The sequence below is a fragment of the Ancylobacter dichloromethanicus genome (genome assembly GCF_018390645.1).
In the GTDB taxonomy this organism is placed as follows: Bacteria; Pseudomonadota; Alphaproteobacteria; order Rhizobiales; family Xanthobacteraceae; genus Ancylobacter; species Ancylobacter dichloromethanicus.
Window position 1 is genome coordinate 446025 of the sequence record NZ_JAHBGC010000038.1, and the last position, 15983, is coordinate 462007.

10 protein-coding genes are annotated in these 15983 nt (G+C 69.1%); 5 read left to right on the forward strand and 5 right to left on the reverse strand.

All coding sequences use genetic code 11. The features are described from left to right. Positions 1-2: 2 nt before the first annotated feature. Entirely contained in the window at positions 3-893 is an 891-nt protein-coding gene (locus KHC23_RS18420) for a UTP--glucose-1-phosphate uridylyltransferase (RefSeq protein WP_213374434.1), read from the reverse strand. 250 nt (positions 894-1143) lie between these two features. Between KHC23_RS18420 and KHC23_RS18425 the strand changes: the two genes are divergently transcribed. Both KHC23_RS18425 and KHC23_RS18430 read left to right on the forward strand, forming a co-directional pair. Further along, positions 1144-2517 (forward strand): lytic murein transglycosylase, encoded by a 1374-nt coding sequence (locus KHC23_RS18425; protein ID WP_213374436.1) that lies wholly within the window; start codon positions 1144-1146, stop codon positions 2515-2517. Positions 2518-2616: 99 nt separating this feature from the next. Beyond that, positions 2617-3969, forward strand: coding sequence for an SGNH/GDSL hydrolase family protein (locus KHC23_RS18430; protein WP_246544722.1), 1353 nt, complete (start codon positions 2617-2619; stop codon positions 3967-3969). A gap of 79 nt (positions 3970-4048) precedes the next feature. Here the strand turns inward: KHC23_RS18430 and KHC23_RS18435 are convergent, their stop codons facing one another. Further along, complete coding sequence (locus KHC23_RS18435) at positions 4049-5473, reverse strand: glutamate synthase subunit beta (RefSeq protein WP_213374438.1); 1425 nt, start codon at positions 5471-5473, stop codon at positions 4049-4051. Between the two features lie 171 nt (positions 5474-5644). Then, on the reverse strand, positions 5645-10381 hold the full coding sequence (gene gltB, locus KHC23_RS18440; RefSeq protein WP_373878497.1) for a glutamate synthase large subunit: 4737 nt from the start codon (positions 10379-10381) through the stop codon (positions 5645-5647). A gap of 413 nt (positions 10382-10794) precedes the next feature. On the opposite strand from gltB, the gene KHC23_RS18445 reads away from it, so the two are divergent. Then, positions 10795-11688 (forward strand): hypothetical protein, encoded by an 894-nt coding sequence (locus KHC23_RS18445; protein WP_246544723.1) that lies wholly within the window; start codon positions 10795-10797, stop codon positions 11686-11688. 216 nt (positions 11689-11904) lie between these two features. On the opposite strand, the gene KHC23_RS18450 is transcribed toward KHC23_RS18445, so the two are convergent. Further along, on the reverse strand, positions 11905-12384 hold the full coding sequence (locus KHC23_RS18450) for an Hsp20 family protein (RefSeq protein WP_213374442.1): 480 nt from the start codon (positions 12382-12384) through the stop codon (positions 11905-11907). Between the two features lie 262 nt (positions 12385-12646). On the opposite strand from KHC23_RS18450, the gene KHC23_RS18455 reads away from it, so the two are divergent. Next, complete coding sequence (locus tag KHC23_RS18455; RefSeq protein ID WP_213374444.1) at positions 12647-13027, forward strand: hypothetical protein; 381 nt, start codon at positions 12647-12649, stop codon at positions 13025-13027. 96 nt (positions 13028-13123) lie between these two features. Then, positions 13124-14083 carry an alpha/beta fold hydrolase gene (locus tag KHC23_RS18460; RefSeq protein ID WP_246544724.1) on the forward strand — a complete coding sequence of 320 codons (960 nt, stop codon included), beginning with the start codon at positions 13124-13126 and terminating at the stop codon, positions 14081-14083. A 91-nt stretch (positions 14084-14174) separates the two neighbouring features. Here KHC23_RS18460 and hisN read toward each other — a convergent pair whose 3' ends face one another. Further along, positions 14175-14960, reverse strand: coding sequence for a histidinol-phosphatase (hisN, locus tag KHC23_RS18465; protein WP_213374446.1), 786 nt, complete (start codon positions 14958-14960; stop codon positions 14175-14177). Between the last annotated feature and the right edge of the window lie 1023 nt (positions 14961-15983).

The window sequence follows — 15983 nt, forward strand, 5'->3', positions numbered from 1 at the left end:
GCTCAGCTCTTGGCCAGCAGCGCGTCCAGTTCCGGGCGGAAGGAGCCGGAGATTTCCGGATTGTCGAGCGCGTAGGCGACATTGGCCATCAGGAAGCCGAGCTTCGAGCCGCAGTCATAGATCGCGCCGTCGAAGGTGACGCTGTAGAAATCCTGCGTCTGGGCGAGCTTCAGCATCGAGTCGGTGAGTTGGATCTCGTTGCCGGCACCGCGCTCCTGGGTGGCGAGCAGGTCGAAGATCTCCGGCTGCAGGATATAGCGGCCGGAAATGGCGAGGTTGGAAGGCGCGACGTCCTTGTTCGGCTTCTCGACCATGCGGGCGATCTTGTGCACCCCGTCGGCCATCTCGTCGCCGAGGCCGACAATGCCGTACTGGTCGGTCTGCTCGTGCGGCACCTCATAGACCGCCAGATGGTTGCCGCCGCCGGTCCGCCGGTAGGCTTCGGCCATCTGGCCGAGGCAGCCCTTGCCGTTGGTCGGCTTGTGCAGCATGTCCGGCAGCAGCAGCGCGAAGGGCTCGTTGCCGATGATGTCGCGCGCGCACCACACCGCATGGCCGAGGCCGAGCGGGAGTTGCTGGCGGGTGAAGCTGGTGGCGCCGGGACCCATGGTCTCCTCGCGCAGCATCTTCAGCATATGGGTCTTGCCGCGCTCCTGCAGTGTGTCTTCCAGCTCGTACTGGCGGTCGAAATGGTCCTCGATCACGCCCTTGTTGCGTCCGGTCACGAAGACGATGTGCTCGATTCCGGCGGCGCGGGCCTCGTCGACCACGTGCTGGACGACGGGACGATCCACCACGGTGAGCATCTCCTTCGGAACGGCCTTGGTGGCGGGAAGAAAGCGCGTGCCGAGGCCGGCGACGGGGAGGATCGCTTTGCGGATTGGTTTTACCATCGGGGAATTAAGCCACTTGTGATGACGTTGGGTCAGGAAGAAAGAGCGAAATTGGTACGAAAACGAGCCTAGCGCTTCGCTCCCGGCAATGCACCGGCCGGATAACGCGGAGGTGGTGGAATAGGTCCGCTGATCCCGTTCAATTTTCAAGGGGCAGGTGAATGACGAAACGGAAACTGCCGTCACGTTAAGGGTCTCGAAACCATGGGGCCTGCCTAATCATCACCCGGAAATGCGTTAGGGTTGCGTCATGAATTATCGCACGGCCTCCGCCCGGGGGCATGCCGGCGTCTTTGCCGGCGTTGCCATTGTCTGCGTCGGTCTTGCCGGCTGCGCAAGCTCGGATGACATCACCGGGGCGTTTTCCGCGCCGCCGACCGAAACCCGCGTCAGCGCGCCGCACACCGTGGCGCGGGCCCGCCCGCAGACACGCCCCGCCGCCCCGGCGACAACCGCCGGCCATCCCGACATGACTCCGCGCGCTCTCGCCCGCGACGAGGCGAATTTCAGCCGCTGCGTCGCCGCGCTGGAGCCGAAGGCCCGCGCCGCCGGCGTCTCGGCCGCCGGCTTCCGGCGCTATACGGCCGGGCTCAAGCCCGACATGAGCATCATGAAGAAGCTGGAGACCCAGCCCGAATTCAGCCGCACCGCCGGCGACTATGTCGACATGCTGGTGTCGGAAACCCGCATCCGCAAGGGCCGCGAGGCGATGGCGCAGAACGCGGCGGTGTTCGCCGAGGTGGAGCGCAACTATGGCGTCGACCGCTATGTGGTGGCGGCGATCTGGGGCATCGAGACCAATTACGGCAGCGCCCGGGGGTCCTATCCGGTGATCGAGGCGACGGCGACGCTTGCCTGCGTCGGCCGCCGCAAGGCCTATTTCCGCGACGAGTTCGTGGCCGCGCTGCGCATCGTCGACCGTGGCGACATTCCCGAGAGCCATCTGCGCGGCTCCTGGGCCGGGGCCTTCGGCCTCACCCAGTTCATGCCCACCGCGTTCCAGCGCGACGCGGTGGATTTCGACCGCGACGGCCACCGCAACGTGGTGGATTCGGTGGCCGACGCCATGGGCTCGACCGCCAACAAGCTGAAGCGCGGCGGCTGGCAGCCGGGCCGGAGCTGGGGCTACGAGGTCGTCCTCCCCCGGCGCTTCGACTATCTGCTCGCCGACAAGAACAAGCGCAAGACCATGCGCGAATGGGCGGCGCTCGGCATCCATCGCCCGGAGGGGCGGCCGATGCCGCCGGGCAAGGAGACGGCCTATCTGCTGCTGCCGGCCGGCGCCAAGGGCCCGGCCTTCCTGATGACCGGCAATTTCAAGGCCATTCTCAGCTACAACCCGGCCGATGCCTATGCGCTCGCCATCGGCCATCTGGCCGACCGCCTGCGCGGCGGCGGGCCCTTCGTGCAGCCCTGGCCGGAGAATCTGCGCGCGCTGTCGCGCAACGAACGGGCGGAACTGCAGAAGCGGCTGGCCTCGCGCGGCTATGATGTCGGCCCCCATGACGGCGCCATCGGCGCGCAGACGCGGGCGGCGGTGCGCGACTATCAGGTGGCGGCGGGGCTGCCGCCGGACGGGATGGCCAGCGGCGAGGTGCTGGAAAGCCTGCGCAGCGGCAGTTGATGCCGGGACGCGCCGTTGCCGGGGTCTTGAAACAGCCGCGATAATGGTTCACCGGTGCAGAGGGTACCGGCGTCGGTACCGTCATCGGGAAAACGGCTCATGCGCCGCTTGCGCGGGTATCGCCTGCATGGCGACCGGATCGGACTGAAGGCGCTGGCGGTGGCCGGCGTGCTTCTGGCCGGCTGTTCGCTGGCGCAGGCGCAGAGCGACTGGTTCCGGCCGCCGGCCGATGTCGGCCAGTCCGGCGCGCGCCCCTCGCAGCAGCAGCGTCCGCAGCAGCGCCAGCAGGCGCGCCCGCAGCGCGGGGCCCCGCAGGCCGCCGAACCGCGCCGGGTCTGGTCGCCGTTCCAGCCGCTGATCGACCTGTTCGGCGGCAATAGCAACCGCCCGCGCCGCGCGCGGCCGGCCCCGCCTTCCTACACGCCGCCGCCGCCGGTGGTGGCGCAGCAGCCGGTCGATCCGCGCGGCAAGGTCTATGGCTCGGCCAGCGAGGCGCGGGCCGCTTCCGACGAGGTCAAGGAAGTCGTGCTGGTGTTCGGCGACGAGCAGGCGGCCACGCTGGCGCAGGGGCTGGCGGACGCTTTCGCCGCCGACCGCGAGAGCGCCGCCGTGGTCGGCCGGTCCGAGGCGGATTCCGGCTTCGGCCCGGGCCGGGGCGTGGACCTGATCGCCACCGCGCGGCAATTGCCGACGGGCAATGAGCAGGCCAATGTCATCGTGGTGTTCGCCGGCAGCAACGACCTTGAGCCGATCGACGATCCCTCCGGCCGGGCCGAACTGCTGGACCAGCGCTGGCGCGATCTCTATTCGCGCCGCTTCGAGGATTTCCTGCTGGCGCTGAAGCTGCAGCGCCGCACCGCCGTGGTGGTGGGCCTGCCGCCGGTCGAGGACAGCGTGCGCAGCGAGCAGATCGTGCGCTACAACGCCCTGCTCAAGGAGATGGTGGAGCGCAACGGCTTCATCTTCGTCGACGTCACCGACGGCTTTGTCGACGAGAACGGCAAGTTCATGACGTCCGGCCCGGCGGTCGACGGCCAGCGCCGCCGGCTGCGCACCTCCGACGGGGTGGGCTTCACCCGCGCCGGCGCGCGCAAGCTGGCCTTCTTCGTCGACCAGAAGCTCGACGATCTGCTCTCGGGGCAGGACCTGCCGGCGGCGATGGCCGATCCGGCGGATACGCGCCCTTCCATCATCATGCTCACCGGCGGGGCGCCGGCCGGCCAGGCGCGCACCCTCGCCGGCGCGCCGGGCCTCGCCGCGGCGAACGACATCGGCCGCTCGGTGGTGCCGGATGAGGGCAAGCCGGAGCCGGCAAGCGTGCTGGTCGACGGCGCGGCGCTGCCGACGGTGGCGGGGCGGACGGATGATTTCCGCTGGCCGCCGGGCCAGCCGGCCGAGCTGCTGGTGCCGCCGATGCCGCAGGGGCCGCTGCCCGGCACCGCGGCCCCGTGAGCCTTTCGAGGCCCTGAGCCTCTGCCAGGCCTGAAAAAGCCGGGCGCGGGCCCGGCTTTCTCTGCGATGACGATGGCCCTCAGCGCGGCAGGACGGAGCTGCCCATCAGGAACGTGTCGATCGACTGCGCCGCCTGCCGGCCCTCGCGGATCGCCCACACCACCAGCGACTGGCCGCGCCGCATGTCGCCGGCGGCGAACAGCTTGGGCACCGTCGTGGCGTAGTCGAGGTCGTCGGCGCCGACATTGCCGCGCCTGTCGAGGGTCAGTCCCTCCTGTTCCAGCATGCCCTCGCGCACCGGATGGACGAAGCCGAGGGCGATGAAGACGAGATCGGCCTTGATCAGGAACTCGGTGCCGGGAATAGGCTGGCGCTTGCCGTCGACGCGGGCGCACTTCACGGCGGTGACGCGGCCCTTCTTGCCCTCGATGCCCAGCGTCGCCGCGGCGAATTCGCGCTCGGCGCCCTCGGCCTGCGAGGAGGAGGTGCGGAACTTGGTCGGCCAGTAGGGCCACACCGCCAGCTTGTCCTCCTTCAGCGGGGGGACGGGACGGATGTCGAGCTGGTGCACCGACAGCGCGCCCTGGCGGAACGAGGTGCCGACGCAGTCCGAGGCGGTGTCGCCGCCGCCGATCACCACCACATGCTTGCCGGCGGAGTGGATCGGCTGCTCGCGCGAGACATCCTCATGGCCGACGCGCCGGTTCTGCTGGACCAGATAGGGCATGGCGTAGTGCACGCCCTCCAGTTCCTGGCCGGGCAGCTCCGGGTTGCGCGGGGCTTCCGAGCCGCCGCACATCAGCACCGCGTCATGGGCGTCCAGCAACTCGTCGAGCGGCGTGGTGACGCCGACATTGACGCCGTAATGGAAGGTGACGCCCTCGCCCTGCATCTGCGCCACGCGGCGGTCGATATAGTGCTTTTCCATCTTGAAGTCGGGGATGCCGTAGCGCAGCAGGCCGCCGGCCTTGGGCTCGCGCTCATAGACATGCACCTCGTGGCCGGCACGGGCGAGCTGCTGCGCGGCGGAAAGCCCGGCCGGGCCGGAGCCGATGACGGCGACCTTCTTGCCGGTCTTGTGTGCCGCCGGCTCGGGCTTGATCCAGCCCGCCTTCCACGCCTTGTCGGCGATGGCCTGCTCGACGGTCTTGATGGTGACCGGCACGTCCTCGAGGTTCAGCGTGCAGGCTTCCTCGCAGGGCGCGGGGCAGATGCGGCCGGTGAATTCGGGGAAGTTGTTGGTGGAGTGGAGGTTGCGCGCGGCCTCTTCCCAGTTGCCGTGATAGACGAGGTCGTTCCAGTCCGGGATCTGGTTGTGGATCGGGCAGCCGTTCGGCCCGTGGCAGAACGGCACGCCGCAATCCATGCAGCGCGAGGCCTGGTTGGCGACCTCGGCGTCCGGCAGGGGCAGGGTGAATTCGCGGAAATGGCGAATGCGGTCGGAGGCGGGCTGATACTTTGCCTCGCGCCGATCGATTTCGAGAAAGCCCGTAACCTTGCCCATTGCGCCCTCTTTCGCGGAGCACCGCCACCTTGGAGGCATTCCACCTCCGGTGCCAGATACATCAAACATGCCAGTTGGAAAATGGCGGCGCGGCACAGAGCCGCGCCACGACGCTGCCGTGGCCCACCCGATGGGCCGTCTCCCGCCGGCATCCGGCGGGCGCAGCCGGGCCTATTCGGCCGCCTGCAGGCCGCGCATTTTCTCCATTTCGCGCAGCGCCCGCTGGTATTCGACGGGCATCACCTTGACGAACTTGCTGCGGTACTCGGCCCAGTTGTCGAGAATGGTCTGCGCCCGCCGCGAGCCCGTATAGTGCAGGTGCTTGGCGATGAGCTGGTGCAGCCGTTCCTCGTCGTGATGGCCCATATCGGCCATGATGTCGATACGGCCCTTGAACTCCAGGTCGCCGCCATGGTGGTGCAGGCGCTCCAGCAGGTCCTCTTCCTCTTCCACCGGTTCGAGATCGACCATGGAGAGGTTGCAGCGCTTCTTGAAGGTGCCGTCCTCGTCCAGCACATAGGCGACGCCGCCGGACATGCCGGCCGCAAAGTTGCGCCCGGTCTGGCCGATGACGACGACGATGCCGCCGGTCATGTACTCGCAGCCATGGTCGCCGGTGCCCTCGACCACCGCGATGGCGCCCGAATTGCGCACCGCGAAGCGTTCGCCGGCGACACCGTGGAAGTAGCACTCGCCGGAGGTGGCGCCGTACATCACGGTGTTGCCGACGATGATCGAGTCCTCCGGCACGATGGCGCTGTCCGCCGCCGGCTGCACCACGATGCGCCCGCCGGAGAGGCCCTTGCCGACATAGTCGTTGGCCTCGCCCACCAGCGTCATCGAGATGCCGGTGGCGAGGAAGGCGCCGAAGGCCTGGCCGGCGGTGCCGGTCAGGTGGATGTCGATGGTGTCGTCGGGCAGGCCGGCGTCGCCGTAGCGCTTGGCCACCTCGCCCGACAGCATCGCCCCGACCGAGCGGTTGATGCTCTTGATCGGGCTGTGGATCTCGACCTTCTCGCCGCTCTCCAGCGCCGGCATCGCCTGCGCGATCAGGGTGCGGTCGAGCACGTGCTGGATCGGGTGGTTCTGCCGCTCGGTGTGGTAGATCGAAACCTCCGGGCCGACCGCCGGCTTGGCGAAGATGCGGCTGAAGTCGAGCCCCTTGGCCTTCCAGTGCTCGATCGCCTCGCGCTGGTCGAGCCAGTCGGAGCGGCCGATCAGTTCGTTGAAGGTGCGCACGCCCATCGCGGCCATCAGCTCGCGCACTTCCTCGGCGACGAAGAAGAAGTAGTTGATGACATGCTCGGGCGTACCCTTGAAGCGCTTGCGCAACACCGGGTCCTGGGTGGCGACGCCGACCGGGCAGGTGTTGAGGTGGCACTTGCGCATCATGATGCAGCCGGCCGCGATCAGCGGCGCGGTGGAGAAGGCGAAGTCGTCGGCGCCGAGCAGGGCGCCGATCACCACGTCGCGCCCGGTGCGCAGGCCGCCGTCGACCTGCAGCGCGATGCGCCCGCGCAGATTGTTCAACACGAGCGTCTGGTGGGCTTCCGCCAGGCCGATTTCCCAGGGCGAGCCGGCATGCTTCAGCGCGGTGAGGGGGGAGGCACCGGTGCCGCCTTCGAAGCCGGAAATGGTGATGTGGTCGGCGCGCGCCTTGGCGACGCCGGCGGCCACCGTGCCGACGCCGACTTCCGAGACCAGCTTGACCGAGACATCGGCTTCCGGGTTGACGTTCTTCACGTCGTAGATCAGCTGCGCCAGATCCTCGATCGAATAGATGTCGTGGTGCGGCGGCGGCGAGATCAGGCCGACGCCCGGGGTCGAGTGGCGCACCTTGGCGATGACCGCATCGACCTTGTGGCCGGGCAACTGGCCGCCTTCGCCGGGCTTGGCGCCCTGCGCCATCTTCAGCTGGATCATGTCGGCATTGACGAGATAGTCCGCGGTGACGCCGAAGCGGCCCGAGGCGACCTGCTTGATCGCCGAGCGCATGGAATCGCCGTTCGGCAGCGGCTTGAAGCGCGTGGCCTCCTCGCCGCCCTCGCCGGTGTTGGACTTGCCGCCGATGCGGTTCATGGCGATGGCGAGCGTGGTGTGCGCCTCGCGCGAGATCGAGCCGAACGACATGGCGCCGGTGACGAAGCGCTTGACGATGTTCGCCACCGGCTCGACCTCGTCGAGCGGCACCGCCGTGCGGCCGAGTTCCTCCGCCTCGCGGATGCGGAACAGCGAGCGGATGTTCAGCGTCTTGGCGCCGGCATCGTTCACCAGATTGGCGAAGTGGCGGTACTTGTCCTGCGCATTGCCGCGCACAGCATGCTGCAGCACGGCGACCGTCTCCGGGTCCCAGGCATGCTCCTCGCCGCGCAGGCGGTAGGCATAGTCGCCGCCGACATCGAGCGCGGTGCGGTAGACCGGTGCGTCGCCGAAAGCGTCGCGATGGCGCATCGCCGTCTCCTCGGCGATTTCATTGAGGCCGATGCCGCCGATGGAGGAGGCGGTGCCGGAGAAGTAGAGGTCGACGACTTCCTGGTTGAGGCCGACCGCGTCGAAGATCTGCGCGCCGCAATAGGACTGGTAGGTCGAGATGCCCATCTTGGACATGACCTTGAGCAGCCCCTTGTCGATCGACTTGATGTAGCGCTTGACGATCTCGTACTCGTCCACCTCCTCGGGAATGTCGACGCGCATGTCGATCATCGTCTCGAAGGCGAGGTAGGGGTTGATCGCCTCGGCGCCATAGCCGGCGAGGCAGGCGAAATGGTGCACCTCGCGCGCCTCGCCGGTCTCGACCACGAGGCCGACCGAGGTGCGCAGGCCCTTGCGGATCAGGTGATGGTGCACGGAAGCCGTCGCCAGCAGCGAGGGGATCGGGATGCGGTCCGGCCCGACCAGGCGGTCGGACAGGATGATGATGTTGTAGCCGCCATGCACGGCGGCCTCGGCCCGCTCGCACAGCCGCTCGACGGCATCGCCCATGCCCGCCGCGCCCTTGTCGGCGGGGTAGGTCATGTCGAGCGTGCGGGTGTCGAAGCGCTCCTCCATGAAGCCGATGGAGCGGATCTTCTCCAGGTCCTCATTGGTCAGGATCGGCTGGCGCACCTCCAGCCGCTTGCGGCGCGAATTGCCTTCGAGGTCGAAGATGTTCGGCCGCGGACCGATGAACGAGACGAGGCTCATCACCAGCTCTTCGCGGATCGGGTCGATCGGCGGGTTCGTCACCTGCGCGAAGTTCTGCTTGAAATAGGTGAACAGCGGCTTCGACCTCTTCGACAGCGGCGAGATCGGGGTGTCGGAACCCATCGAGCCGACCGCCTCCTGTCCGGTGGTCGCCATCGGCGCCATCAGCATCTTGAGGTCTTCCTGGGTGTAGCCGAAGGCCTGCTGGCGATCGAGCAGCGACACGTCGGTGCGCACCTCGCGCGCCTCCACCGAGCGCAGCTCCTCCAGCACCAGCTGGGTGCGCTTGAGCCATTCCTTGTAGGGGTGGGCCTGGGCGAGGGCGGTCTTCACCTCCTCGTCCGGCACCAGGCGGCCCTCTTCGAGGTCGACCAGCAGCATGCGGCCCGGCTGCAGGCGCCACTTGGTGACGATCTCGCTTTCCGGGAAGGTGAGCACGCCCATTTCCGAGGCAAGCACGATCTTGTCGTCGGTGGTCACCATATAGCGCGCCGGCCGCAGGCCGTTGCGGTCCAGCATGGCGACGATCTGGCGCCCGTCGGTGGCGACGATGGCGGCCGGCCCGTCCCACGGCTCCATCATGGCGGCGTGGTATTCATAGAAGGCGCGGCGTTCCTCGTTCATCAGCGGGTTGCCAGCCCAGGCTTCGGGCACCAGCATCATCGCCGCGTGCGGCAGCTCGTAGCCGCCCTGAATGAGGAATTCGAGCGCGTTGTCGAAGCAGGCGGTGTCGGACTGGCCTTCATAGGAGATCGGCCAGAGCTTGGAGATGTCGTTGCCGAACAGCTCCGAATCGACGGAGGCCTGGCGGGCCGCCATCCAGTTCACATTGCCGCGCAGCGTGTTGATCTCGCCATTATGGGCGACCATCCGGTAGGGATGGGCGAGCGACCAGGCCGGGAAGGTGTTGGTGGAGAAACGCTGGTGGACGAGCGCCACCGCGCTTTCGAAGTCCGGGTCGTGCAGGTCCGAATAATAGGCGCCGAGCTGGTCGGCGTTGAACATGCCCTTGTAGACGAGGGTCCGGCAGGACAGCGACACGACGTAATAGCCCGCCGTGCGCGGGTCCTTGGCCGAATAGATGGCGCTGGAGATCACCTTGCGCAGGATGAACAGCCGGCGCTCGAAATCGTCCTCGCTCGCCACCGCCTCGCCGCGCCCGACGAACACCTGCACATGCCTGGGCTCGGTCGGCAGCACGGTGTGGCCGAGCGAGGAATTGTCGGTCGGCACCTCGCGCCAGCCGAGCAGCACCTGGCCTTCTTCCGCCACCACCCGCTCCATGGTGGCGCGGATGATCTCGTGCCCCTCGGAATCGTGCGGCATGAAGACGTGGCCGACGGCGTAGTGGCCGGGCTCCGGTAGCTCGAAGCCGAGCTTGGCCGCTTCCTTGGCAAAGAACCTGTGCGGCAGTTGCACCAGCATGCCGGCGCCGTCGCCGGCGCGCGGGTCGGCGCCGACCGCGCCGCGGTGCTCGAGGTTCAGCAGGATCTTCAGGCCGTCCTGGACGATCTGGTGCGACTTGCGGCCCTTGATGTCGGCGATGAAGCCGACGCCGCAGGAATCCTTCTCGTTGCGCGGGTCATAGAGTCCCTGCGCCACGGGCAGGCCCGGGTCGATGTGGGAAATGGATTTGGTGGCACGGTCCGTCGCGGCCGGACGAACCGAACCCTCGCCGATCCTGCGCGCGGCAAGGCCGCCCAATTCCTTGTTCATTCCCGTCACTCCCTCAAGGGTCGCCTTATACGTCCGGCGCCGGCACGGACTGTTCCCGCGGGGCGCTCTCCCGCAGGGCGTGCCCGCTCGCCGAACTACGCTAGCATCCTTCGTGCCATGCCCGTTCCAGGCACAAGCCGACGAATTATAGGACAGCATGGCTGCCCTATCAACCGCGAAGATGCCAGAATTGACGCCCGCGCACAAGCGTCGCGGGCGCGGTGGCCGGCGCGTTTTTTCACTCTTCTTGCGAAGCGTGCGCGCCGGGCGAAACGAACGGTAAGGCTCCCGGTGCCGGCGCGCAACGGCGTTGCGCGTCTCCGGGCCCGGCTCGCCGCCTCCGCCGCGACCGGCAAGGGTCTTGCCCGCGCCTCAATTAAGGGTTCCGTTGGGGACGTCGCCAACCCTCCTCGGAGATGTCCATGTCGACGCCCCGCGCGCCGCTGTGCTTATCGTCGGTGGCTGTGCCGCTGCTTGCCGGCCTCGGTGCCCTCGCCAGCCTGCCGGCGCAGGCGGAAGTGTTCTTTCGCCCCTATGGAGGGGTGTATGTCGAGCGCTTCTACGAGCCGCCCCCGCCCCCGGTCTATTACCCGCCGCCGCCCGCCTATGGCGCGCCGCCGCGTTTCCCCTATGCCGATATCGGCCCGATGCTGCGCTCCATGGGCATGAGCGGCATCGGCCGCGCGCGGGTCGATGGCCCCACCTATCTGGTCGACGCCACGGCGCGCTCGGGCACGCGCATGCGCGTGCGAATCGATGCCTATACCGGGCAGGTGATCGCCATGCACCCGATCGGCGGCGCGCCGGCCGGTCCGCCGTCCGCCGGTCAGGCGTCGCGCGTGCCGGCGATGCGCCAGGCGTCTCCCGTCGTGCCGCCGCTGCCGCCGGCGCGTCCGCCGGAACTGGCGGCCGTCCCGGCTCCCGCGCCGTCGGTGCAGGCCCCGCCCGCCGACGCGCCGCCTGCGAACGCTCCCGCTCCGGGCACCGCCGCGTCCCCGGCCGCGTCATCCGACGCCGCGACGGCGACGCCGGCCACGCCGGGCGCGGTGCGGGTCATTCCCGGCACGGCCGTCCCGCCCAGCGCCGCACCCCGGACCGACGCCGCCGGCCGCGAATCCGGCAGCGGGGGCGCGGCAAAGGCCACAGCTCCCGAGGCCGCCGCCGCCGAAACCTCCCCAGCCGAGGCGCCGCCCCAGAGCAGCGGCACCGGCACGGGAACCGGCACCGGCAGCGACACGCCCGCCGGCACCGCCTCGGTCTTTGCCCGTGGCACGTCGACCCGGCCGGCGCCCGCGGAAAACCCCGGCGACGAGTAGTCGCCGGCGCGGCGGTTTGCCCCACACAGAAACAGCGCCCCCGGTGGTCCGCCGGGGGCGCTCTTGTTCAGGCCAGGCCGGAAGAGGAGGGGGAGAGCCTCTCCCGGCACGACCCGGTCACCGGCCAGTGGCCGTCCGCCGGTCAGTCGCGGGGACGGTCATGGCCCCGCGATGCGCCGCCGGACGTCACGCGGCCAGAGGTCGCGCGGCCGGACGTCACGCCGCCTTGGCCTCGCCGGTCTTCGCCTCGATCGAGCGCGGCGCCGAGGTGCCGGCCGCGATCGGGATGGTGCGGGGCTTCATCGCCTCGGGGATTTCGCGCACGAGGTCGACATGAAGCAGGCCATTTGCCAGGCTGGCGCCGCGTACCTCGACATGGTCGGCGAGCTGGAACCGGCGCTCGAAGGCGCGGGCCGCGATGCCCTGATAGAGCACCTCGCCGCTCGTGCCTGATGTCTCGGCCTTGCGGTCGCCGCGGATGGAAAGGCCGTTCTCCTTGACCTCGATCGACAGATCATTCTCGGTGAAGCCGGCCACCGCGACAGTGATGCGATAGGCGTTCTCACCCGTCCGCTCGATATTGTAGGGCGGATAGGTGGCGCTGGTGTCGACGCTGTTGACCTGGTCGAGCAGCGAGAAGAGACGGTCGAAGCCGACAGTCGAACGGTGCAGGGGGGTGAGATCAAACGTACGCATGGCATATCCTCACATTAAGCGACATGCAGATGGCTGGGTCCTCTCGACTGAGCCGGACCCGGTTCACGTACCGCCTTCCGGCCGGTACAACGTCGAGATAGGAAGGCGTTTGCCCGCCGCAAGAGGCGGGAGCGGGAATTGGCGAGGGCCCGCCGGGAGTGGGATGAACGGCAGATGAACGACCGGCTCGGGCCGCGTTCAGTGCCCGGTTCCTAGGGGTAGGGGAGTTCGATACTCGCCGGATTCGAAGGACGTGTGCGTGATGGCGCGGGCATCGACAGTGCTGATCGTCGCGATGGGATTGCTTCTCGGCCCGCTCGTTCCGGACCTGCCGGGCGGGACGGCGGCGCACGCCCAGAATTACCGTCCGCCGCCCGGCCCGTACGCGCCCGGCCCCGGCCCCTATGCTCCCTATGACGCGGCGCCGCGCGGGCGGGCAGGCGGGCCGGTCGACGCCGACGCGGCGGTGCGCATGCTGGCCGGGCGCGGCTTCTCCAAGATTTCGGTGATCCGCCGGCGCGGCGCGACCATCCTGCTGGAGGCCAACGGCCCGCGCGGGGAGCGGGTGCAGGTGGTGGTGGACGGCGCTTCGGGCGCCATCAGTGGCATGAAGGTGATCGGCTACGGCGACAAACGGTACTGAAGCCGATCGCCGCTGGCGGCGCTCCGCCCTGTTTGCGCCTTTGTCGTCAGGCAGGGCTCGGCTATAAGCCGCGGATTGCAACGAGCCCCATCAGACATGTCGTCCCAGATCACCCTCTACAGTACCAAGGACAATCCCGTGCCGGAAGGCGCCGTGTCCGGCGCCGTGACGGCGACCGATGGGGTGTGGGTGCGCTTTGCGCGCTGGCGGCCGGAGCGGGGCGGGTGCAACGGCACGGTCTGCGTCTTTCCCGGGCGGACCGAGAAGATCGAGAAATATTTCGAGACGGTGCGCGACCTGCTGGAGCGCGGCTTCGCGGTCGCGGTGCTGGATTGGCGCGGGCAGGGCGGCTCGCAGCGCCTGCTTTCCAACCCGATGAAGGGGCATATTCGCGACTTCGCCGATTATCAGCTCGACCTCGACGCCTTCCTGCGCGAGGCGATTCTGCCGGACATGCCCGGCCCCTATTTCGCGCTCGCCCATTCCATGGGCGCCTCCATCCTGCTCGACCATGCGCGCCGCGGCGGCCATGCCTTCGAGCGCATGTTCCTCGTCGCGCCGATGCTCGACCTCTCGCTGGTCAAGCACGACATCGCCGCGCGGCGGCTGGCGCGGACGCTCGCGCGCATCGGCCTGGGGCGGGCCTATGTGCCGACCCGGCGCGTGCGGCCGCTGAACGAGGTGCATTTCGACGGCAACCGGCTGACCTCCGACGCCACGCGCTTCGCCCGCAATCTCACCATCACCATGGAGCACCCGCAGCTCGAAGTGGGGCCCCCCACCATCGGCTGGGTCAGGGCGGCGTTCGACCTGATGGAGACGCTGGCCGAGCCGGCGACGGCGCGGGCGATCCGCCAGCCGCTGCTGATGGTCGCCGCGGGGGCGGACAAGATCGTCTCCACCCCCAGCATCGAGCATTTCGGCATGCGGCTGCTTGCCGGCGCGCATATCGTCATTCCCGGCGCGCGGCACGAATTGCTGCAGGAACGCGACGTGTTTCGCGAGCCGCTGCTGGCGGCCTTCGACGCCTTCATTCCCGGCAGCATGGCGGCCTGATCGGGATTCGCGGCCCGTTCCATGTCCGGGACGCGATGCCCGGGACGCGCTGCACGGTCAGCCGGGGCTGGGCGCCGGCCGGCATAGGGTCCTAGCCGCCATTGAGCACCCTCAGCGCCTCGTCATGCACCCGGCGGTCGCCGGAGGCGACGACGCGGCCGCCGGAGAGGTCCGGGCCGCCTTCCCAATTGGTGACGATGCCGCCCGCGCCGGCGACGATCGGGCTGAGCGGCAGGATGTCGAAATCGTTGAGATCGGTCTCGATGACGAGGTCGACATGGCCGGCGGCGAGCATGCAATAGGCGTAGCAGTCGCCGCCATAGCGGGGCAGGCGCACCCGCTTTTCCACCTCGGTGTAGAGCGCGCGGTCGGCCTCGCCCATCAGCAGCGGGCTGGTGGTCATCATCGCCGCTTCGCCCAGGCTGGCGCAGCGGCGGACGGTGAGCCGCCGGTCGCCGGCCGGGCCGCGATAGCGCGCCTGCGCCCCGTCACCGAAGAAGCGCTCGCGGATGAAGGGCTGGTTCATCATGCCGTAGACCGGCTCGCCCTGCCGGCACAGGCCGATCAGGGTTCCCCAGGCCGGCATGCCGCTGATGAAGGATTTGGTGCCGTCTATCGGGTCCAGCACCCACACATAGTCCGCGTCGATGCCCTCGTCGGGAAACTCCTCGCCGCGCACGCCATGGCTGGGAAAGGTGCGGCGGATCAGGGTGCGCATCGCCTGCTCGGCGGCGCGGTCGGCGGCGGTGACCGGGTCGAACACCGCGCCGCGGCTCTTGTCTTCCACGCCGAGGGCGGTCCGGAAAAAGGGGAGGATGGCCTGGCCCGAGACGGCGGCGAGCTCATGCACGAAGTTCTCGAAGTCCACTGCACCCATCGGCCACATCCCTGTCGGCTGCCAGATGCCGGCGCGCGGCGCCGGCAGATGCTCACGCATATCGGGAGCCGGCGGGCACGGCAATCGCCGCCCGGTGGCGGCAGAAGTCAGAAGGGTGGCCGAGACCCGCGCGAGGCGAGAGGCGCGGGCCGGAAATGCCCCGCGTCAAACGCATGGCTGCCATTCCGGCACGGTCAAGAAATGGGCAATTCAGCCGTTGCGCCGGCGAGGGCAACCTGCCATATTATTGCAGCGCGGTAGAGCGATTGGCGTCGTTCCACCGCCGCCCTCCTTGGGCGTTTCCTCCCTAGACTTGGGCCGCTCCGGTAACGAGAGCGGCCCCTTTCTTTTCAGCAACAATCTGACGTTAAAAGGAAATTCGCTCGTTGAGCGAATCGGGCTGCGGCCGCGTGCCCGGGTCTTCCGGCGGTTTCCAGCCGCCGGAGCGCCGGTCCGCGCCGGCGGCGGCGTGGCCGGGCCGGTGCGCGGGCAGGGCGCGTCGGATGCGCGATTGTCATCATTCGCGCGCCTGCGACCAAATGACGGTTTCGTTTGGTTCGTTTGGCGATTGTCACCAGCGTGTCGCGGGGCTATGGATATTGCGTTGCGGCGGCGTGATTGGCGTCACGCTGCCGCCGCCCTCCTTGGGCGTTTCCTCCCTAGACTTGGGCCGCTCCCGGCAACGCGAGCGGCCTCTTTCTTTTCCGGCGCCGCTTCTGGTCGCTTCCGGCCCGCCCCCGTCGCCGCGCCCCCTGTCCCGTGCTCCCCGGCCCCGTGCCCCTGCCGGACCTCGCTCTTCCGCCCATAGATGCCGCCCGCACCGGCGGTCCCCGTGCCGGGCCAGGCAGAGCCTCGCCTCTGGCCGGGGCGTCCGGTTGCGCGGGGAGGGGCTGGGCAACGAAGCGCCGCGAGGTGCCGCGCGGCGTCTTCGCCCGGCCTCCGGCGGCGGTCGGCTTGCGGGGGGGGGGCGCCGAGTCCGACGAGCGTCACGCCGGCGAGGTGGCGGCGTCGGGCTGGCGGCGT

Excerpts from the sequence above, each read along its gene's own strand:
- KHC23_RS18430 (WP_246544722.1), top strand. The coding sequence starts at position 2,617 with ATGCGCCGCTTGCGCGGGTATCGCCTGCATGGCGACCGGATCGGACTG.
- hisN (WP_213374446.1), bottom strand. The coding sequence starts at position 14,960 with ATGGGTGCAGTGGACTTCGAGAACTTCGTGCATGAGCTCGCCGCCGTC.
- KHC23_RS18425 (WP_213374436.1), top strand. The coding sequence starts at position 1,144 with ATGAATTATCGCACGGCCTCCGCCCGGGGGCATGCCGGCGTCTTTGCC.
- KHC23_RS18450 (WP_213374442.1), bottom strand. The coding sequence starts at position 12,384 with ATGCGTACGTTTGATCTCACCCCCCTGCACCGTTCGACTGTCGGCTTC.
- KHC23_RS18460 (WP_246544724.1), top strand. The coding sequence starts at position 13,124 with ATGTCGTCCCAGATCACCCTCTACAGTACCAAGGACAATCCCGTGCCG.
- KHC23_RS18420 (WP_213374434.1), bottom strand. The coding sequence starts at position 893 with ATGGTAAAACCAATCCGCAAAGCGATCCTCCCCGTCGCCGGCCTCGGC.
- KHC23_RS18435 (WP_213374438.1), bottom strand. The coding sequence starts at position 5,473 with ATGGGCAAGGTTACGGGCTTTCTCGAAATCGATCGGCGCGAGGCAAAG.
- KHC23_RS18445 (WP_246544723.1), top strand. The coding sequence starts at position 10,795 with ATGTCGACGCCCCGCGCGCCGCTGTGCTTATCGTCGGTGGCTGTGCCG.
- KHC23_RS18455 (WP_213374444.1), top strand. The coding sequence starts at position 12,647 with ATGGCGCGGGCATCGACAGTGCTGATCGTCGCGATGGGATTGCTTCTC.